The sequence below is a fragment of the Actinomadura sp. K4S16 genome, assembly GCF_008327685.1.
Lineage (GTDB): Bacteria > Actinomycetota > Actinomycetes > Streptosporangiales > Streptosporangiaceae > Spirillospora.
This window is the reverse complement of sequence record NZ_BDDE01000015.1, coordinates 208146-228739: the sequence shown is the minus strand read 5'-3', so window position 1 is coordinate 228739 and position 20594 is coordinate 208146. Positions and strand designations below refer to the sequence as shown.

General features: G+C 72.6%; 14 protein-coding genes. 7 read left to right on the top strand and 7 right to left on the bottom strand.

Annotated elements, in window-relative coordinates; genetic code table 11:
- Nucleotides 1-109 precede the first annotated feature (109 nt).
- Complete coding sequence (locus K4S16_RS22245; RefSeq protein ID WP_149260941.1) at nt 110-1498, top strand: cystathionine beta-synthase; 1389 nt, start codon at nt 110-112, stop codon at nt 1496-1498.
- 165 nt (nt 1499-1663) lie between these two features.
- On the opposite strand, the gene K4S16_RS22240 is transcribed toward K4S16_RS22245, so the two are convergent.
- The gene (locus K4S16_RS22240) at nt 1664-3823 is read right to left on the bottom strand and encodes an MMPL family transporter (RefSeq protein WP_149260940.1); all 2160 of its coding nucleotides are present in this window, start codon (nt 3821-3823) and stop codon (nt 1664-1666) included.
- Nucleotides 3824-3978: 155 nt separating this feature from the next.
- On the opposite strand from K4S16_RS22240, the gene K4S16_RS22235 reads away from it, so the two are divergent.
- The 3 genes from K4S16_RS22235 to K4S16_RS22225 all read left to right on the top strand — a co-directional run bounded on the left by K4S16_RS22235 (nt 3979) and on the right by K4S16_RS22225 (nt 7098).
- Nucleotides 3979-5127: a cystathionine gamma-synthase gene (locus tag K4S16_RS22235; protein WP_149260939.1), complete on the top strand. Its 1149-nt coding sequence runs from the start codon at nt 3979-3981 to the stop codon at nt 5125-5127.
- A gap of 134 nt (nt 5128-5261) precedes the next feature.
- The gene (locus tag K4S16_RS22230; RefSeq protein ID WP_235036985.1) at nt 5262-6284 is read left to right on the top strand and encodes an alpha/beta hydrolase; all 1023 of its coding nucleotides are present in this window, start codon (nt 5262-5264) and stop codon (nt 6282-6284) included.
- Between the two features lie 265 nt (nt 6285-6549).
- The gene (locus K4S16_RS22225) at nt 6550-7098 is read left to right on the top strand and encodes a hypothetical protein (protein WP_149260938.1); all 549 of its coding nucleotides are present in this window, start codon (nt 6550-6552) and stop codon (nt 7096-7098) included.
- Nucleotides 7099-7113: 15 nt separating this feature from the next.
- Here K4S16_RS22225 and K4S16_RS22220 read toward each other — a convergent pair whose 3' ends face one another.
- A complete protein-coding gene (locus K4S16_RS22220; protein WP_149260937.1) occupies nt 7114-9180 on the bottom strand; it encodes a VWA domain-containing protein in 2067 nt (688 codons plus the stop codon).
- 37 nt (nt 9181-9217) lie between these two features.
- A complete protein-coding gene (locus K4S16_RS22215) occupies nt 9218-10669 on the bottom strand; it encodes a sigma 54-interacting transcriptional regulator (RefSeq protein ID WP_149260936.1) in 1452 nt (483 codons plus the stop codon).
- Nucleotides 10670-10824: 155 nt separating this feature from the next.
- On the opposite strand from K4S16_RS22215, the gene K4S16_RS22210 reads away from it, so the two are divergent.
- The 3 genes from K4S16_RS22210 (at nt 10825) to ilvA (ending at nt 14257) form a co-directional block, all read left to right on the top strand.
- The gene (locus tag K4S16_RS22210; RefSeq protein WP_149260935.1) at nt 10825-12003 is read left to right on the top strand and encodes an FIST N-terminal domain-containing protein; all 1179 of its coding nucleotides are present in this window, start codon (nt 10825-10827) and stop codon (nt 12001-12003) included.
- 5 nt (nt 12004-12008) lie between these two features.
- Nucleotides 12009-12944: an ROK family protein gene (locus K4S16_RS22205; RefSeq protein WP_308800812.1), complete on the top strand. Its 936-nt coding sequence runs from the start codon at nt 12009-12011 to the stop codon at nt 12942-12944.
- Between the two features lie 74 nt (nt 12945-13018).
- The gene (ilvA, locus tag K4S16_RS22200; RefSeq protein ID WP_235036984.1) at nt 13019-14257 is read left to right on the top strand and encodes a threonine ammonia-lyase; all 1239 of its coding nucleotides are present in this window, start codon (nt 13019-13021) and stop codon (nt 14255-14257) included.
- A gap of 210 nt (nt 14258-14467) precedes the next feature.
- Here ilvA and K4S16_RS22195 read toward each other — a convergent pair whose 3' ends face one another.
- The 4 genes from K4S16_RS22195 to K4S16_RS22180 form a co-directional block, all read right to left on the bottom strand.
- Nucleotides 14468-15889, bottom strand: a complete 1422-nt coding sequence (locus K4S16_RS22195) for a M1 family metallopeptidase (protein WP_149260933.1) — start codon at nt 15887-15889, stop codon at nt 14468-14470.
- Between the two features lie 138 nt (nt 15890-16027).
- Complete coding sequence (locus K4S16_RS22190) at nt 16028-17491, bottom strand: M1 family metallopeptidase (protein WP_235036983.1); 1464 nt, start codon at nt 17489-17491, stop codon at nt 16028-16030.
- Nucleotides 17492-17627: 136 nt separating this feature from the next.
- Complete coding sequence (locus K4S16_RS22185) at nt 17628-19229, bottom strand: M1 family metallopeptidase (protein ID WP_149260932.1); 1602 nt, start codon at nt 19227-19229, stop codon at nt 17628-17630.
- Between the two features lie 81 nt (nt 19230-19310).
- Entirely contained in the window at nt 19311-20522 is a 1212-nt protein-coding gene (locus K4S16_RS22180) for an RDD family protein (protein WP_149260931.1), read from the bottom strand.
- Nucleotides 20523-20594: the final 72 nt, after the last annotated feature.

Here is a 20594-nt window from a genome sequence, read left to right as displayed (position 1 = left end):
CGTCGGGAACGGGAAACCTTCCGGGTCCCGCGTCCGTTTCCGCGCGTGACCGGCGGCGGAAGAGGGCCGCAACTTCAAGAACACCACACTGAACGACAAGGATGTCGCGGTGCACGTACACGACTCGCTCCTCGAACTGATGGGCAACACCCCGCTCGTTCGACTGCGCAAGGTGACCGCCGGCGTGGGCGGCGGCCGGCGGCCGCAGGTGCTCGCCAAGGTGGAGTACTTCAACCCCGGTGGGTCGGTGAAGGACCGCATCGCGGTCCGGATGGTCGACGCCGCCGAGGAGTCCGGCGAGCTGCGGCCCGGCGGGACGATCGTCGAGCCGACGTCCGGCAACACCGGGGTCGGGCTCGCCATCGTCGCCCAGGAGCGCGGCTACCGCTGCGTCTTCGTCTGCCCCGACAAGGTCGGCAAGGACAAGATCGACGTGCTGCGCGCGTACGGCGCCGAGGTCGTCGTCTGCCCGACGGCGGTGAACCCCGAGCACCCCGACTCCTACTACTCGGTGTCGGACCGCCTCGTCACCGAGATCCCGGGGGCGTGGAAGCCGAACCAGTACACCAACCCGCAGAACCCCCGGTCGCACTACGAGACGACCGGGCCGGAGCTGTGGGAGCAGACCGAGGGACGCATCACGCACTTCGTCGCGGGCATCGGCACCGGCGGCACGATCAGCGGCGTCGGCCGGTACCTCAAGGAGGTCTCCGGCGGGCGGGTCCGGATCGTCGGCGCGGACCCGGAGGGCTCGGTCTACTCCGGCGGCAGCGGCCGCCCCTACCTCACCGAGGGCGTCGGCGAGGACATCTGGCCCGAGACCTACGACCGCGACATCTGCGACGAGGTCATCGCGGTGTCCGACAAGGACTCCTTCACCATGACCCGCCGCCTCGCCCGCGAGGAGGCGCTGCTCGTCGGCGGCTCCTGCGGGATGGCCGTCGTCGCCGCGCTGCGCGTGGCCGAGAAGGCCGACCCGGACGCGGTGATCGTGGTGCTGCTGCCCGACGGCGGCCGCGGCTACCTCGGCAAGATCTTCAACGACAGCTGGATGGCGGACTACGGCTTCCTCACCCCCTCCACCGAGGAGGCGCGGGTCGGCGAGGTGCTCACCCGCAAGGGCGGCACGCTGCCGGAGTTCGTGCACGTCCACCCGCACGAGACCGTGCAGACCGCGATCGCCATCATGCGCGAGTACGAGGTGTCGCAGCTGCCGGTGATGAAGGAGGAGCCGCCGGTCATGGCGGCCGAGGTGGTCGGCTCGGTCGGGGAGACCGACCTGCTCGACATCATGGTGAAGGGGCAGGCCAAGATGACCGAGCCGGTGGAGTCGCACATGGCGGCGCCGCTGCCGACGCTCGGCTCCGGCGAGCCGGTCAGCAAGGCCGTCGGAGTCCTGGAGAAGTCCGGCGCCGCCGTCGTCCTCGTGGACGGCAAGCCCAAGGGCCTGATCACCCGGCAGGACCTGCTCGCCTTCCTGGCCGACTCCACCGGCTGACCCGCCGGGCGGCGGCGCGCCGCAAGGGCCGCCGAAACGGCAGAGCGCCTGGAGACCGTGCGGTCTCCAGGCGCTCTGCCGTTCAGGTGCCGGGTTGCGGGGTCCGGCCGGTGGGCGGCGTTATGGGCCGGCCCCCGCAACCCGGCGTCTCGGGGGGCGCCGCGGTCAGCCGCGGAACCCGGACGGGGCGAAGTCCTCCCGCGTGTCGGACGGCCGGAGCTGCTTCTTCGGCTCGTCGCCGTGGCCCGGCCACCAGGCCTTGTGGCCCAGCATCGCGGTGAGGCCCGGGACCAGGAAGGTGGACATCACGAAGGCCGACAGCGCGATGCCGATCGCCACCGAGAAGCCCATCTGCTGGAGCATCGAGACCGGCGCGAGCATCATCACCGAGAAGGTGCCGGCCAGGATGAGGCCCGCCGCGGCGACCGTCGGGCCGCCGTGCTGGACGGCCAGGGCCGCCGCCTTCCGCGGCTCGTGGCCCTCCTTGGCCTCCTCGCGCAGCCGCGCCGTCATCAGGATGTTGTAGTCGGTCCCGATGGCCAGCACGAACAGGTAGAGGACGATCGGCAGCTGGAAGGTGACGCCGGGCTCGCCCATCGCGCCCTGGAAGACGTACACCGCGGAGCCGAGCGTCGCCGCGAAGCCGAGCAGGACGGCCACGACCAGGTACAGCGGCGCGACCACCGACCTCAGCAGCAGCGCCAGGATCAGCGCGATCAGCACCGCCGCGACCGGCAGGATCACCGACAGGTCGCGGTTGTTGACCGTGTTGATGTCGGAGAAGATCGCCGTCGGCCCGCCGACGTAGGCGCGGGTGCCCTCCGGCGCCGCCTTGTGCACGGCGGGCGCCAGGTCGTCCTTGACCAGGCTGATCGCCTTGTTGGACGCGGGGTTGAGCTTCAGCACCAGGTCGACCCGGGCCACGGACTTGTCCTGGCCGGGGACGGGCGGCTGCACCTTGCCGACGCCGGGCGCGTTCTCGACGGCCTTGCTGAACGCCTGGAGCTGCTGCTGGTCGACCGGCTGCCCGTTCTGGCTCTTGATGAACACCTGGACCGGGGTGGTCAGGCCGGGCGGGAAGCCCTTCTCCATGTCCTTGGTCGCCTGGGCGGACTCGGTGTCCTGCGGGAAGCCGGCGGCGAAGTCGTAGTCGGCCTTGAACCCGAGGGTGCCGAGCGCCAGCACGACCAGGACGAGCCCGGACGCCGCGGCGGCCAGGGCGGGGCGCTTGCCGACGCCGCGGCCGATGGCCGTGGAGAACCTGTCCTTCGGCTGCTTCTTCCACGCCTTGGACGGCCAGAAGACGGCGGTGCCGAGGAGCGAGACGATCGCCGGGAACAGCGTCAGCGAGGTGATGCCCATCACGACGACGGCGATGGCGAGGGCCGGGCCCCAGGCGCTGAAGACGCCGAAGGTCGCGAGCAGCAGGACCAGGAAGGTGACGGCGATGGCGGCGGCGGCCGAGGAGATCACCTCGCCGACCCGCTCCACCGCGGTGATCATCGCGGTCTTCTTGTCGTCGCCGGCCCGCAGCCGCTCGCGGAAGCGGAACATCAGGAACAGGTAGTAGTCGGCGCCGATGCCGAAGAGCACGATCAGGATGATGGTGCTGAGGCTGTCGTCGCCGGAGAACCCGAAGATCTTCGAGGCGACGCCGATCAACCCCATCGCGACCTGCATGGTCACGCTGATGATGACGATCGGCAGCACCGCCGCCAGCGGGGCCCGGAAGATCAGCAGGATCAGGCCGATGATCAGCACGAAGGTGGCGATGCCGACGATCTCGAAGGACTTGTTGAAGGAGTCCTCGTTGTCGACGAAGCCGGCGACGTCACCGCCGACCTTGGCCTCCAGCCCGCTGCCCTTCAGCAGGGTCGGCAGGTCCTTGCGGATCTGCTTGACCGCCTCGCCCTGCTTCTTGTTGTCGTCCATCGAGGTGCCCTTCATCGGCACCATGACCACCTGGACGGCCTTGTTGGGCGCCACGGCCTGCGGTCCGGTCGCGAAACCGAGGACCGTCGGAGGCTTCTTGGCGTTGAGCGACTTGGCGGCGGCGTCCACCTTCGCGGTGTCCTGCGCCGTCAGCGGGCTGCCGTCGGTGCGCTTCACCACGATGAGCGAGGAGGTGTCCTCCTGCTGCGGGAAGGCCTTTTCGGCGATCTTGAGCGCCTGCACCGACTCGTACTTCGAGGGCAGGAAGTCGCCCTGGTCGGACTCGGTGGTGAGCTTGGGGGAGAAGGCGATGATGAGCACCGCGGCCACGAGCCAGGCCACGATCGTCCACCACGGGTGTCTCACGACGAAGCGCGCGAGCCGAGCGAACATGGGGGCTTCCTTAATTCACGGTCGTTGGGATACCTGTAAAACGGTAGAGACCGGACGCCGCTTGCGGGTCACCCGCTGCGCCGAAATAGCGGGTGATACCTCCGGGGGAGCCTCTCCTTCTTGAGGAGGGTCGGGGAGTGGATAGCCTCGTACCCATGGACAACGAGGTTCAGCAGGGCTTCGAGACCCTGGCCATCCACGCCGGGCAGGAGCCCGACCCCGCCACCGGCGCGGTCGTCCCGCCGATCTACCAGGTCTCCACCTACAAGCAGGACGGCGTCGGGGGGCTGCGCGGCGGCTACGAGTACTCCCGGTCGGCCAACCCGACCCGTACGGCGTTGGAGGTATGCCTCGCCGAGACGGAGGGCGGAGCGCGCGGGCTGGCGTTCGCCTCCGGGCTCGCCGCCGAGGACGCGCTGCTGCGCACCGTCTGCAAGCCCGGAGACCACGTCATCGTCCCGAACGACGCCTACGGCGGGACCTACCGGCTGTTCGCGAAGGTCGCCCAGCCGTGGGGCGTCGAGTTCGACCCGGTGCCGCTCGGCGACATCGCCGCGGTGCGGGCGGCGGTGCGCCCCGAAACGAAGATCATCTGGGTGGAGACGCCGACCAACCCGCTGCTCGGCATCGCCGACATCGCGGCGCTCGCCGCCGTCGCGCGGGACGCGGGGGCGCTGCTGGCCGTCGACAACACCTTCGCCTCGCCCTACCTGCAGCGGCCCCTGGAGCTCGGTGCGGACATCGTCGTCCACTCGACCACCAAGTACATCGGCGGGCACTCCGACGTGGTCGGCGGCGCGCTGATCGCCGCGGACGCCGCCGTCGGGGAGCGGCTGGCGTTCCACCAGAACGCGATGGGCGCCGTCGCGGGCCCGTTCGACGCCTGGCTCACCCTCCGCGGGATCAAGACGCTCGGCGTCCGGATGGACCGGCACTGCGCGAACGCCGAGCGGATCGTGGAGATGCTGACGCGGCACCCGTCCGTCCGGCAGGTCCTCTACCCGGGGCTGCCCGATCACCCCGGGCACGACATCGCCGCCAAGCAGATGAAGGCGTTCGGGGGCATGGTCTCGTTCCGGATGGAGTCGGAGGAGGCCGCCGTCCGAGTCTGCGAGCGGACGAAGCTGTTCACGCTCGGCGAGTCGCTCGGCGGCGTCGAGTCGCTGATCGAGCACCCGGGCCGGATGACGCACGCCTCGGCGGCCGGATCGCCGCTGGAGGTGCCCTCCGACCTGGTGCGGCTGTCGGTCGGCATCGAGGACGTCGCCGACCTGCTCCGCGATCTGGAGCAGGCGCTTTCCTGAGAATCGGCTGACCGTTCCCCACCAGACTTGATCAAAACATCTATACTCGGCGCGCCAGGTTCGTGAAGAAAGGGCCCGGGGTGCGCAAAGTACTGGTGTGTGGGGCGGCGTTCGCCGCGACGTGTGTCTCCGCCGTGACCGTTCCCGTGGGCGCCCACGCGAACGCTCCGGCGCCGACGCCGAGCGCGTCCGTCCCGTCCGAGTCGCCGGCGGGGACACCGTCCGGCGGGCCGGAGACCGGGGCCCCCGGTACCGGCTCGCCGTCGGCGCCGTCCACGTCGCCGACGGAGGGCGTTCCGTCCGGCCCGGACGGGGAACCGGACGGCACCGTCACCGCGCAGGCGGTGATGGTGACGCCGCAGCTGCCGCAGTTCCGGACCTACGCCTACGGCAAGGCGCCCGCCCAGAAGATCGATGCCTACTGGCGCAAGCCGGGCCCGCGCGCCACGCCGCGCCCGGCCGTGCTGCTCCTGCACGGCGGCTACTGGCTGGAGGGCGACAAGGGCGGCGGCTGGAAGTACTTCGCGCGCCGGCTGACCGACGAGGGCTTCGTCGTCCTGTCGGCGAACTACCGGCTCGCGCCCAAGGCCCAGTGGCCCGCGCAGCGCGACGACGCCCTGGCGGCCCTCGACTTCATCAAGAAGCACGCCCGGGTGTGGAACGTCGACCCGAGCCGCATCGCGGTCATGGGCTCCTCGGCGGGCGGCCACCTCGCCACGCAGCTCGGCACGCTCGGCACCGGCACCCGCCAGGTCCGCGGCGTGATCGCGCTGTCGCCGCCGAACAACCCCTACCTGGCCTTCCAGGACGGCGCGAAGCCGGACGCCCCGTTCACCCAGCGCAAGCTGCGGCGGGCCGTGGTCGACCTCCTGCACTGCGTGCCGGGCGCGACCGCCGCCCCCGACTGCTGGACGAAGCTGGACGACGCCAGCACCGTCACGCACGTCTCCGCGGGCGACGCCCCGATGCTGCTGATGCACGCCACCGGCGACTTCGTCCCCGTCACCCAGAGCACCGGGCTGGCGAGCGCGCTGCGCGCCGCGGGCGTCCAGGCGACCGTCAAGACCGTCGAGGGCGACATGCACGCCTCCGACATGCTGAGCGACGAGGGCGTCTACCCGACGATCCTGGCCTGGCTGAAGAAGCGCTTGCAGTAACATGGCAGTGCTCTCCTCCTTCGGGCCTTGGCGGCCCTCCATCGTCGGGCACTGCGGCGATCGCTGGCATCGCTCCGGCTCGCCTTGCGGCTCGCTGCGCGATCAGATTCTTGCTTCGCTCGAATCTGCCTTCGGACGCGATCGCGACCATTGAGGTCGTTGCGTGGTTGCGGCGCCGGCTGAGGTCGTCGCATGGTTGTGGTGCCGGCTGAGGTTGTCGCGTGGTTGCGGTGAGGGGCGGGGGCGCGGGGGCTAAGGTCGGCTCATGTCGACTTCGGACCGCATCCTGCTCCTTCTCCACATCGGGTTCGCGATCTTCACGCTGGGGCCGCTGACCGCCGCCACGATGTCCACGCCCCGCTACATCCGCAAGCGCGACGTGGTGGTGGTGCGTTACCTTCACCGGACCACCCAGATCTACGGGATCGGCTCGCTCGGGATCTTCCTGATCGGGCTCGGGCTGGCCAAGGGCGACCTTGCCGAGGTGTGGCTGACGGTGTCGATGACGCTGTTCGTCGTCGCGCTGGTGCTGCTGCTGATCATCGAGCGCGACCAGCGCAAGGCGGCGCATCTGCTGGAGGTCGCGGCGGCCGGGGCGAAGCCCGCGGCGGTGCCGGCCCGTCCCGCCGCGGAGGAGGCGGGAGAGGGCGCGGCGGAGGCCAAGGCCGAGGAGCCGGCCGCCGGGGGCGCTACCGCCGAGCCCGTCACGGCGGGTGAGATCGCCCAGGTGGAGCGGGGGCGGCTGGCCGCCATGTCCGGCGTCGTCGCGTTGATCTGGCTGGTGATCCTCGTGCTGATGGTCTGGAACGGCTGAGCCGGCCGAATGCGATTAAGCCCGCCGGACTCTTAGGTAGTCGCTGACTACGTACTCGCCTAGGCGGTCGGCGTCGGGGGCGAAGACGCGGCCGCCGTTGCGCCGGGCTACCTCCTCCACGAACGACACGAGGCGCCGGTCCTCGGCGAGCATGAAGAAGTTCATGCAGGCTCCTCGGCGGGTCATCTTGTCGACCTCGGCGAGGGTGAGCACGAGCGTGTCGGTGGACGGCGGGTAGTCGAACAGCGAGCGGCCGTCCGGCCGCAGGTGCGCGGTCGGCTCGCCGTCGGTGACGACGAGGACGATCGGCTCGAAGTCGGGGTGCCGGTCCAGGTGCCGTCCCGCGATCATCAGGGCGTGGTGCAGGTTGGTGCCCTGCACCATGTCCCAGTCGAGGCCCGCCATCTCCGTCGGGTGCAGGACCCGCGCGTAGTTGGAGAACCCGATGATCTGGATCGCGTCCTGCGGGAACTTGCTGGTCACGAGCGTGTGCAGGGCCAGCGTGGTTTGCTTGGCGGCCGCCCACGTCCCGCGCAGCACCATCGAGTAGGACAGGTCGACCAGCAGGCACACGGCGGCGCCGGTGCGGCGCTCGGTCTCGTGCACCTCGAAGTCGTCCACGCTGAGCCGCACGCCGTCCGGGCGCCGGGGACCGTTCCCGCCGACCGCCACGGCGTCGGCGGCGGGCGCGGGCTCGGTGACCCGCGCCGCGCCCGCGGGCGGGGGGACGAGGCCGGTGCCGTGCTCGGGGACGCCGCGCTCCATGGCGCTGCGACGGATCGCGTTGCTCACCGTCCGGACCACGTCGAGGGGCTGCTCGTCGCCGAACCGCCACTCGCGGCTGGAGCCGGTCAGCTCGCCCGCCTGGCCCGCGTCCCGCTGGTCGTGGTCGCCCTGGCGGCCGGACGCCAGCTGGGAGAACACCCGGCGCAGCGCGGTCTCGCCGAGCCGCCGCACCGCCTTCGGCGTCAGCTCCAGCTCCCCGCGCCGGCGCCGCAGGTAGCCCTGCCGCTCCAGCTCGGCCTCGATGCGGCGCAGCTCGGCGAGGTCGTCGACGGCCTGCCGGCCGAGGGCCCGCCGGACGGCCTCCTCGTCGATGTCGTCGAGCCGGGCGCCGGGGTAGTCCTGCCCGAGCGCCGCCTCCAGCTCGCTGAGGTCGGCCAGTTCCGCGAGCGCGGTCGTGGCGTCGCCCATGCCGAGCGGGTCGTCGCCGGTCATCTGCTCGGCCTGGCCCCAGCCGAGGTCGGGGCGGCGGGCCCGCAGCGCGTCGCCGAGCCGGGTCATCTCCATGGCGAGGCCCGCGTCCTGCATGGCCTGCTCCATGAGCCCGGCCAGCTCGGCGCGCTGCTCGGGGCTGAGCGAGGCGAGCAGCCGGTCCATCGCGGCCGCGCGGCGGGCGAGCGAGTCGACCAGCTCTTCGAGGTTCTGCGGGGAGTCGGGGAACATGTCCCCGTACTCGCCCATGAACCGGTCGAAGTCCTCCTGGGTGTGCTCGCCGCGCGCGTCCCGCTCCAGCATCTGGTTGAGCGCGGCCATCATGTCCTTGACCCGCTGCATGGCCGCCGGGTCCTGGTTCTCCAGGGCCTGCTTCATGCCCTGGAACTGCGCGTCGAGGACCTCGCGGCGCAGCAGGTCCTTCAGCTGCTCGAAGGTGCGGCGGGCGGCGTCCGAGCGCCAGTCGTAGTCCGACAGCCGCCGGATGGCCTGCGAGGTGTCGGACGGCAGTGTGTCGAGCTCCGCCTCGCGCAGCCGCGCGTCGTCGCTCGGGTCGGGGAACAGCTCGGCCCGCTCCTGCCCGATCGCGGTGTCCAGCAGCGCGCGGGCCTGCTCCAGGGTCCCGTCGAGGCGGCCCCGGTCGCGCAGCGCGCGGCGCCGCTCCCGGACCTGCCGGAGCATGTCGTCGAGGCCCCGGCGGCCCTGGGCCCCGGGCAGGCCGCGGCGCAGCAGCTCGCGGAGCGCGTCGCTCGGGCGGGTGCCGTCCAGCACCGAGTCGCCCATGGCGTCCAGCGCGTCGCGGACGTCGTAGGGCGGCGCGAGCGGGTCGGGCCCGTCCTCGTAGGCGCCGTAGCGGTATCGGCTCATCGCCTCTCCTTGCGCGTGGAGACCTCGGGACGCGGCGTCACGTCCGGTACGTCGCCGTCCCGTCGGCCCGTCCCTCGGCGGTGTCCTTGGACAGCCGCCGGGTGAGGAACAGCCCCTCCAGGGCGAACTCCAGGGCCGCGGCGGCCTGACCGGGGGACTCCCCGCTCATGCCGAGCCTCTCCATGACCTTGGCGAGGCCGGGCACCTGGCCGATGCGGCGCAGCAGCTCCCGCGCCGACACCAGCTCGCCCGACTCCACGCTCTCCCCGGAGTCGAACTTGTCGAGCAGCCCGGTGAGGTCGGCGGCGCCCAGCGTCCGCCGGTAGGTCTCGGCGACCGCGCGGCGCAGCAGGTGCTCCAGCACTTCCTGCTCGCGGCCCTCCTCGCTGACCTCGAACTCCACCTTGCCCATCAGCGACGGCACGACGGCCGGCAGGTCGCAGACCCGCGCGACGGCGTGCTCCTCCCCGGTGAGCGCCGCCCGGCGCACCGCGCCCGCCGCGACGGTCTCGGCGCCCGCCAGCGCGAACCGTGCCGACACCCCGGACCGCGCGTCCACCGCCGTCGACTCGCGGACGAGCCGGGTGAACCGCCCGATCACCTCGATCAGGTGGTCCGGCACCTCGGCGGGCAGGCCCGCGAGGTCGGCGAAGTCGGCCTCCTGGCGGATCAGCGCCAGCTCGGCGTCCAGTTCGAGCGGGTAGTGGGTGCGGATCTCGGCGCCGAAGCGGTCCTTCAGCGGGGTGATGATCCGGCCCCGGTTGGTGTAGTCCTCGGGGTTGGCGGACGCGACGAGCAGCACGTCCAGCGGCAGCCGCAGCGCGTAGCCGCGGACCTGGACGTCGCGCTCCTCAAGCACGTTCAGCAGCGCGACCTGGATCCGCTCGGCGAGGTCGGGCAGCTCGTTGATGGAGAAGACGCCGCGGTTGGTGCGCGGGACGAGCCCGAAGTGCACGGTCTCCGGGTCGCCGAGGGTGCGGCCCTCCGCCACCTTGATCGGGTCGACGTCGCCGATGAGGTCGCCGACGCTGGTGTCGGGCGTGGCGAGCTTCTCGCCGTAGCGCTCGTCGCGGTGCTTCCACTCGACCGGCAGCTCGTCGCCCAGCTCGTCGGCGAGGCGGCGGCACCGCACGCAGACCGGCGCGTACGGGTGGTCGTTGATCTCGCAGCCCGCCACCACGGGCGTCCACTCGTCCAGGAGCCCGGCCAGGGTGCGGATCAGCCGCGTCTTGCCCTGCCCGCGCTCGCCCAGCAGCACGAGGTCGTGCCCGGCGAGCAGGGCGCGTTCCAGGTGGGGCAGGACGGTGTCGTCGAAGCCGAGGATGCCCGGGAAGCGCGGCTCGCCGGATCTCAGCCGGTCGAGCAGGTTGCGGCGGATCTCGGCCTTGACGGAAAGCTGTACGTGGCCGCCTGCGCGCAGCGCGCCCAGGGTCGATTCGCGGGGGGCGGATTCGCCGGGTGTGGACTCGCGTGGTGTGGATGAACGCACGCGATCGACACTACGTCGCCGGTGCGCGCGATCGCACCCCCGCCGGGGATTCGCCCGTCCCGTCCCATCCCGACGACGTTTGGGTGGAACGGGCGCGGAGGGGGAGACTGGAGGTGTGAACGGAGCCGGCGAACGGAGTGAGGGAGGCGGCGCCGATGGCGCGATTCGGTGATGGCCTGGCCCTCGGACCCGATCTGTCCAGCGCCGCCGCGGCGGCGGTAGAGCAGGCGCTCGCGCCGCTGAGCGCGGCGCCCGACCTGGTGTGCGTGTTCGTCACGGGCGACGACCCGGACCAGATCGAGGCCGCGGCGCAGGCGGCGCAGCACGCGGCCGGGGCGGCGCTGCTGCTGGGGTGCAGCGCGTCCGGTGTGATCGGGGCCGGGCGCGGAGTGGAGGAGCGGGGCGCGGTGAGCGCGTGGGCGGCGGTGCTGCCCGGCGCGCGGATCGACGCGTTCCGGCTGGAGACGCTGAAGGGCGACGACCGGCTCATCGTGGTGGGGATGCCGGAAGCCCAGGACGACGACGTGGTCGGCGTGCTGCTGGCCGACCCGTCCAGCTTCCCCGTGGACGCGTTCGTGGAGCGTTCGGACGACGCGCTGCCGGGGCTGCCGCTGGTCGGCGGGCTGGCCGAGGGCAGCGGGCTCGGCGAGACCGGGCTCGGCGAGGCCCGGCTGTTCGTCGGCGGCGAGGTGTACCGGGACGGCGCGGTCGGCGTGGTGATCGGCGGGGCCGTCGCCGCCGCCACGGTGGTCAGCCAGGGGGCCCGCCCGATCGGCCCGGACATGGTGGTGACCAGGGCCGAGGAGAACGTCCTGTACGAGCTGGCGGGGGTGCCGGCGCTGGAGAAGCTGGAGCAGATCGTCCTCGGGCTTCCGGAGGAGGAGCAGGAGCTCGCCGGGCGCGGGCTGCTGATCGGGGTCGCGATGGACGAGTACGCCGACGAGCACGAGCACGGCGACTTCCTCGTCCGCGGCGTGGTGGGGGCCGACACCGACACCGGCGCCATCGCGATCGGCGACGTGGTGGACGTGGGGCGCACCGTCCGGTTCCAGGTCCGGGACGCGGGCGCCGCCGAGGAGGACCTCACCGCGCTGCTGGAGCGGTTCGACCTCGCGCCGGTCGAGGGCGCGCTGCTGTTCTCCTGCAACGGCCGCGGCCAGGCGATGTTCCCCGACTCCGACCACGACGCCAAGGTGCTGGACCGCGCCTTCGGCCCGGCCGGGGTCGGCGGCTTCTTCGCGGCCGGGGAGATCGGCCCGGTCGCGGGGCGCAACCACGTGCACGGCTTCACCGCCTCGATCCTCGCGTTCGGCCGGGCCGAGGAGGCCGTTTGAGCGCCGTGCTCGCGGTGGACATCGGCGGGACGAAGCTCGCCGCCGCGCTGGTCGAGCCCGACGGGCGGGTCACCGCCCAGGACCGGGCCCCCACCCCGAACGCGCCGGGCGTGGACGGCGAGGAGCTGTGGCGGGCGCTGGAGGCGCTGCTCGGCTCGCTCGTCGCCGCCGCCGGCGATCCGCCCCTCGCGGGCGTCGGCGTGGGCTGCGGAGGGCCGATGACCTGGCCCGCCGCCGAGGTGTCCCCGCTGAACATCCCGGCGTGGCGGGGCTTCCCGCTGCGCGAGCGGCTCCGGGCCCGGTATCCGGGGCTGCCCGTCCGCATCCACAACGACGCGATCTGCGTCGCGATCGGGGAGCACTGGCTCGGCGCGGGGCGGGGGCACGACAACGTCCTCGGCATGGTGGTGTCCACTGGCGTCGGCGGCGGGCTCATCCTGGGCGGGCGGCTGGTGAACGGCGCGAGCGGCAACGCCGGGCACATCGGGCACGTCATCGTCGAGCCCGGCGGGCCGCCCTGCGGGTGCGGCGGTCGCGGCTGCCTGGAGGCGGTCGCCCGCGGGCCGGGGCTGGTCGCGTGGGCGCGCGAGCAGGGCTGGCGGCCCGGGAGCGTCTACGCCACCGGCGTGGAGCTGACCGAGGACGCCCGTCGCGGGGACCCGGTCGCGTGCGCGGCGATGCGCCGCGCGGGCCGCGCCCTCGGCATCGCGATCGCGTCCGCGACGCACCTGTGCGATCTGGAGGTCGCGGCGATCGGCGGCGGCCTGGCGCAGGCGGGGCCGCTGCTCTTCGACCCCCTGGAGGAGGCGTTCGGCGAGCACGCCAGGATGGAGTTCGCGCGCCGCCTGCGGATCGTCCCGGCGGAGCTCGGGCAGACCGCCGGGCTCGTCGGCGCCGCGGCCCTGGTCTACGCCCAAGATCGTTACTGGAGTGCGGGGTAGGGCTGGCGTGCGAGGATGACTCAATGAGCGAAGCGAGCCGGGGGGTGTGGGGGGTCGCCCCCTCACAGGGGAACATGAGCAGAACTGGTCTGACCTCCGTCGGCGTCGACGACGTCCGCGCCGCCCGGGAGCTGCTGAGCGGGGTGGCCGTGCCCACGCCGCTGATCCCCTCCCGGGTGCTGTCGGAGCAGATCGGCGGGCCCGTCCTGCTGAAGTGCGAGAACCTGCAGCGCACCGGCTCCTTCAAGATCCGCGGCGCGTACGTGCGGATCGCCCGGCTGAGCGAGGAGGAGCGGGCGGGCGGCGTGGTCGCGGCGAGCGCGGGCAACCACGCGCAGGGCGTCGCGCTGGCCGCCTCGATGCTCGGCTGCAAGGCCACCGTGTTCATGCCGGTCGGCGCGCCGCTGCCGAAGATCGCCGCGACCCGGGGCTACGGCGCCGAGGTCGTCTTCCCGGGGCCGACCGTGGACGAGTGCCTCGTCGCCGCGCAGGAGTACGCGGACGAGTGCGGCGCGGTGTTCATCCACCCGTTCGACCATCCCGACGTCGTCGCGGGCCAGGCCACGATCGGCCTGGAGGTCATGGAGCAGTGCCCGGAGGCCCGGACGATCGTGTCGCCGGTGGGCGGCGGCGGGCTGCTGGCCGGGACCGCGGCGGCGGTGAAGGGGCTGGCGAAGGAGACCGGCGGCGGCGACGTCAAGCTCGTCGGCGCGCAGGCCAAGCGGGCCGCGGCGTTCCCGCCGTCGCTCGCGGCCGGCAAGCCCACCCAGATCGAGATCGAGCGCACGATGGCGGACGGTATCGCGGTCGGCCGCCCCGGCGAGCTGACCTACGCCATGTTCACCGAACTGGTGGACGCCGTCGTCACGGTGAGCGAGGAGTCGATCTCCCAGGCGCTCCTGCTCTGCCTCGAACGCGCCAAGCAGGTCGTCGAGCCCGCGGGGGCGGCGGGCGTGGCGGCGCTGCTGGAGCACGCGTACGCCGTCGAGCCGCCCGTCGTGGTGCTGCTGTCGGGCGGCAACATCGACCCGCTGCTGCTGTCGAAGGTGCTGCGGCACGGCCTCGCGGGCGCCGGGCGGTACCTCGTGGTCCGCTGCCGCCTGAAGGACCGTCCGGGCGCCCTGGTGACCCTGCTGAGCGAGCTGGCCGAACTGGGCGTCAACGTCCTGGACGTCATGCACGAGCGCATGGCGGCGCGCCTCCATGTCGAGGAGGCCGAGGTGCTCATGCACCTGGAGACCCGCGGGGCCGACCATTCCGAGGACGTCATAGGCCGCCTGCGCGAAAAGGGCTACACCCTCACGCTGAGCTAGCCTGCGTTTCAACAGTCCCGGCCCACTTCGCTCGCCTGGCGGCTCGCTACGTGACCGTGCCTGGGCGAACGCGGCATCGCTTCGCGATCTGCCCGGTTCCGCTCGCCTCCGGCTTCGCTCCACCGGCCAGGTCACGCGTTCGCGTGCGTGGCCGGGGCCAGTTCGAGACAGGCCCCGGCTGCACGGCCGGCTCGGCGTGAGGGTGGGGCCCTACAGGGCGGGCTTGCCCTCGGAGTAGAGCCACGCCTTGGCCCAAGCGTCCAGGTCCTTGCCGGAGAGCTTCTCGGCGAAGCGGACGAAGTCGCCCGTGGAGGCGTTGCCGTACCGGTACGCCGCCGGCCACGCCTTCAGCAGCCGGAGGAACGCCTTCTCGCCGATCTTCGTGCGCAGCACGTGGACGGCCATGGCGCCGCGGTCGTAGACGAGCCCGTCGAAGATGTGGTCGCGGCCCGGGTCGGCGACCTTGCCCGTCCACAGGTCGTCGCTCGCGGGCGTGGCGTAGGTCTCGTCGAACAGCGCCTGGACGCTCTTGCCGCCGTGCGCCGCGCTGTACATCCACTCGGAGTACGTCGCGAAGCCCTCGTTCAGCCAGATGTCGGCCCACTTCTTCGGGGACACCGAGTCGCCGAACCACTGGTGGCCCAGCTCGTGCGCGAGGAGGCTGGTGCTCGGGATCGCGCCCGGGCGGCGGCCCAGGTCGTAGACGGGACGGCCCTGCGTCTCCAGCGCGTAGCCGACCCCGGCCTTGACGACGATCCCGCCCGTCGAGGTGAACGGGTAGCGGCCGTAGAGGGCGTTCTGGAAGTCCGTGACCTCGGCGGTCTGCTCGTGGAACTTCTTCGCGTCCTCGGCCTTGACGGCCATGGCCTGGTCGGTCGCGGTCAGGTTGGGGATGCCCGCCTTGGTCCGCCCGCTGACGACGTCGTACCGGCCGATCGCGATCATTGCGAGCTCGCTGGCCATCGGGTTGCGGACGTCCCAGCGGGTGGTCGTCCAGCCGCCCGCGGTCCGCTTGGCGCGCAGGTCGCCGTTGGCGAGCGTGGTGAGGCCGCTCGGGGCCGACAGCGTGTAGGTGTAGGTCGCCTTGTCGGTCGGGTGGTCGTTGACCGGGTAGACGGCGGCCGCGCCGAACGGCTGGTTGAGCATCACCGCGCCGTCGTTGGTCGCCACCCAGCCGGACGTGCCGAGAGTGTCGTCGTCGATCCGCTGCGGAACGCCGGAGTACGCCACGGTGACCGTGAAGGTGCGGCGGTCCCGGATCCCCTTGCGCGGGGTGATGACCAGTTCCTGGGCGCCCGTCCGGGTGTAGGACGCGGCCCGGCCGTCCACCTTCAGCGAGGAGATCTTCAGCGGGCCGAGGAAGTCCAGGTCGAAGCGGGACAGGTTCTGCGTCGCCCGCGCCGTCACGCGGGTCACCGCCTGGATCCCCTTCGTCGCGGGGTCGTACTTCAGGCCGATGTCGTAGTGGGCGACGTCGTAGCCGCCGTTGCCCATGTCGGGGAAGTAGGGGTCGCCCGCGCCGGGCGCGCCGGGCGTGAACCGCTCTGCGGCGCCCGCGGGCGCGGCGGTCACCGCGAGGCTCGCCGCGACGCCCAGCGTCACGGCGGCCAGCGCTCTGGGGGTTCTGCTCATCAAGCTCGTCCTCGGTAGCCTCGGTGGAACGTGATAACCGCGCTCAAAGACTTTCTCGTGAACCGGGTCCGCACAAGCGCGATTTGATATCGAATCTGCCTTTGACGTGAGGTTTTTGTGGCCGGATCCGGCTTCGGGTCACCAAGTCCGCGGTTTGGTATCCGCGCGGAGCCATGCCTGGAACAGAGTCGTGAGCCTTTGGCCCGACACCCGCTCGGCCAGCGCGGCGAACTGCGCCGTCGTGGCGGTGGAGTGGCGGTGCTCGGCCGTCCAGGTCCGCAGGATCGTGAAGAACGCCCTGTCGCCGACCCGGTTCCGGAGCGCCTGCAAGGTCATCGCGCCCCGGATGTAGACGGAGTAGCCGAACATCTTCGCGGCCCCGGGCGCGCCCGGCGGCGGCCGGAAGACCGGCGAACCCGCGGCCCGCGCGTAGTACCGCTTGAAGATCTTCTGGGCGGAGTCCTTGCCGGTGCGCTCGCGCCACAGCCACTCGGCGTAGGTCGCGAAGCCCTCGTTGAGCCAGATGTCGCTCCAGTCGCACAGCCCGACGCTGTCGCCGAACCACTGGTGGGCCATCTCGTGGACGACGAAGCCCTCGTCCGGCGCGAACCCGCCGTAGAGCGGGCGCTCCTGCGTCTCCAGGGCGTAGCCGAGCTTCGGGTCGTCGACGATGCCGCCCGCGGTCGCGAACGGGTACGGGCCGAAGAGCGGCGCCGCCCACCTCAGCACCTGGGCGGTGGTGCTCTCCAGCCGCTTCGCCGACGACCGGAACGCGGGGTCCACCGCCGTGATGACCGGGACGCCGGCCGCCTCGGTGCGCCGCACCTCGAACCGTCCGATGGCGACGGTGGCCAGGTAGCTCGCCATCGGCGCGTCCTCGGTCCACTCGTAGGTGGTGGCCGCGGCGCCGGCGCGGACGGGGCCGGGCCGCCCGTTCGCCACGGCGCGCAGGCCCTGCGGGACCGTGATGCGGAACGCGTACGTGGCCTTGTCGCTGGGGTGGTCGTTCACCGGCAGCCAGCTGGACGCGCCGTCCGGCTGGGAGGCCACGACGGCGCCGTCCCTGCTCGGCGTCCAGCCGTAGGTGCCGAATGTCCGGTCCCGGACCGGCTGCGGCCTGCCCGCGTACCGGACGGTGGTCCGGAACGTCCGCCCGGCGCTGATCGGCTCGGCGGGCGTGACCACGAGCTCCCGGCCGGCGCGGCGGTGGCCCGCCTCCCGGCCGTCCACCGAGACGGCGGTGATCCGCGGACCGCGGAAGTCGAGGTCGAACGCGGAGAGGTCCTGCGCGGCGGTCGCGGTGACCGTCACCGTCGCTTCGACCGCTCCCGTCCTGACGCCCGCGTAGGCCAGCGCGACGTCGTAGTGGGCGACGTCGTAGCCGCCGTTGCCCGCGTCCTTGATGTAGGAGTCGCCCAGGCCGGCCGCTCCCGGCGAGGGCGTGCCGCGGTCACCGGGCCGCGCGCCAGGCCGGGAGGGCTGTGGACAAGCCGCGACCGCGCGCAGCCCCGCCGAGGCGGCCGGATCACCGGCCTCCTCGGCCCCCTTGGACGCGGACGCGGAGGCGGCGCCGGGCGACCCGGCCAGGATCGCGACGGCCAAGGCCGCGGTCGTTCGCCGAGATGGCCCCTTCACCAAGCCGATGGTGGCGGCGCGCCCGCCTCGCCGGTCTGGCGGCCCGCCGGGCTTTCCCCCGTCCTTGCCGGACGTTCACCTGCGGCGGACCTGGGTCACCCGGTCATTTGGCGGGACGGCCCTTCTTGAACAGCCAGTCGTCGAAGAACGCGTCGAGCTTCTTGCCCGACACCCGGTTCGCCGTCTCGACGAACTGCTTCGTCGTGCCGCCGGAGTGCCGGTGCTCCTTCGTCCAGGTCTTGAGGATCTTGTAGAAGACGTCCTCGCCGACCCGGCCGCGCAGCGCGACCAGCGTCATGCCGCCCCGGTCGTACACCGACCGGCCGAACATCTGCTTGCGGCCGGGGTTGCCGGGCGGGACGTCCCACAGCTCCCGTCCGCCGATGCCGCTGTAGGCCTCGTCGAAGTGCTCCTGCACGCTCTGGCCGCCGGTCTTCTCGTCCCACAGCCACTCGGCGTAGGTCGCGAAGCCCTCGTTCAGCCAGATGTCCTGCCAGCGCGTCACGCTGACGCTGTCGCCGAACCACTGGTGGGCCAGCTCGTGCGCGACGATGGTCGGCTGGAGCCCGAACGCCCCGTACACCGGCCGCGTCTGCGTCTCCAGCGCGAAGCCGACGTCCGCGTCGTCGATCAGACCGCCGGTCGAGGAGAACGGGTACGGGCCGAACAGCTTGGACCACTCGTCGATGACCTGGCCGTTCAGCTGGTGGAACTGGTCGACGCTCACGCCGGCGGTCGACGCGTCCACGGCGGTGATGTTGGGGATGCCGCCCGCCGTCTTGCCCGTCCGCACCGCGAACCGGCCGACGTCGACCGTCGCCAGGTAGGTGGCCATCGGGTCCTTGACCCGCCACTTCGAGGTCGTCGTGGCGCCGGCCTCGGCGCGGTGGGCGACCGGCACGACCCCCGGCCCGTCCGTCGGCTCGGTGCCCGGCGGCTCGGTGGGCGGACCGCCCGGCAGACCCGGCGGCGTTCCGGTCGCCCCGCCGCCGGAGTCCTGCGGCGGCGTGTCCGGCTCGCCGTTGGCGATCGCCGTCAGGCCCTGCGGGACGGTGATCTCGAAGTCGAAGGTGGCCTTGTCGCTCGGATGGTCGTTGCTGGGGAACCAGGTGTGCGCGCCGCTCGGCTGGCACGCCACGAAGACGCCGTCGGACGTGCGGATCCAGCCGTACCGGCCGAGCACCGGGTCCGACACCGGCCGCGGCGTCCCCGAGTAGGCGACCACCGTGGTGAAGGTGCTGCCCTTCTCCAGGGGCTTGGCGGGCGTCACCTCCAGCTCGCCGCCGCCGCGCTGCTGCCGCGCGGGCGCGCCGTCCACCTTGATGGAGGACACGTCCAGGCCGGTGAGGTCGAGGTTGAACCGGGCGAGCTTCGCGGTCGCCTTCGCGGTGATCGTCGCGACGCCGTCGAGCTGCTTCGGGCCGTCCGGCGTGATGGTCAGCTTCAGCCCGTAGTGCTGGACGTCGTAGCCGCCGTTGCCGTTGCCCGGCACGTAGTCGTCGCCCGCGGTCGTCGGGCCCGCCGGGCCGTTCACCACCGGTCCCTTGGGCGGTCCGGACTCGCCCGGGTTGCCGAACGGGGCCTGGCAGGCTGCGGTCAGCGACCCCGCGACGGCGAGGGCCGCCAGCCCTGCCGCGCCGCGGAACGCGGTGCCGCGGACGGCCCTTGGGCCGGTACGACGGGGGCTGGGGGAGTTTCCGGCCATATGCACGCCGTCCAGCCTGCCCGGACGGGACCCCGCCCGGCAACTCGGACGGCCGCCGGAACCCCGCCGGCGCGGGCGCTCTCAGCGACTGGCGTACGGATTCGCCCGGTACGGATCGGCCTTGACGACGACCGTCTGCGCCACCTTGCAGTGCAGCGCCTGCTTGCGCTGGTCCCAGAGGATCCACGCGATGTCGATCAGGCCGATGCAGCCGCAGATGCCGCCGAGCACGCTGTAGAACGCGGAGCGCCCCGCGGCCTGGCCATTGGTGATCGCCTGGCCGTCGTCGGCCCGGACCACCCGCGTCCGCGCCAGCATCTTGCCGAGCGTCTGCCCCCATTTGGCGTGCATCAGCCAGAAGTAGAAGAACGCCAGCACGACGCTGATCGCGTTCGTCCCCACCCGGGCGCCGTCGTACATGGTGGTGCCGGGCTCGGGATTGACGACGTTGTCCCAGTTGACGAACGGGATCGAGATCAGGCCCGTCACGATGCCGATGATGATGAGGTCGACGAGGCCCCCGCCCAGCCGCGCCCAGCGGCTCGCGAGCTCCGCCGGCGGATGCGCGTACCCGCCCGCGCCCTGCCCCGGATACTGCTGCCCGTATCCCGGCTGGGCGCCGTACTGCCCGCCGTAGGGCTGCTGCTGCCACTGCCCCTGCTCACCGTAAGGCGGCTGACCGTACGGCTGCTGCCCGCCGTACGGCTGCTGCTCGCCGTAAGGCTGCTGACCGCCGGGCGGCTGCTGGCCCCACTGCTGCTGCTCGCCATGGGCCTGCCGCTCGCCATAGGGCGGCCGCTCGCCATAGGGCTGCTGACCGCCGGGCGGCTGCTCGCCGTAGGGCCGCTGCTGCCCTCCCGGTGGCGGCCACTCTCCGTACGGCTGCTGCTCTCCGTGCGGAGGCTGCTCGCCTTGTGGATGCTGCTCGCCGTAAGGCGGTTGCTCCCCGTAGGGCTGCCGGCCGCCATAGGGCTGCTGCCCTTCGGGTGGCTGTTGCCCCCACTGCTGCTGCTCCCCGTAGGGCTGTTGACCGCCGGGTGGCTGCTGCTCGCCATAGGGCTGCTGCTGTCCGCCGTACTGTTGCCGTCCGCCCGGCGGCGGCCATTCCCCGTACGGCTGCGGCTCTTCGTGCGGGGGCTGCTCTCCGTAGGGCGGTCGTCGGTCCTGGGGTTCCTCCCCGTACGGCTGCCCGCCGCCGTAGGGGCCCGGCCGGTCGGGCTGCTCCCGGTCCTCGTGCGGCCGGTCGTCCTCCGGCTCTCGCCCGGACGCGGGGTCGTGCGGCGGTTGCGTCATGCCGAGAGGGTCGCCGCGTCGCCGCAGGTCAACCCTGCCGCGCCCGGGTGGAGCCGGAATGTTTACGTGCGC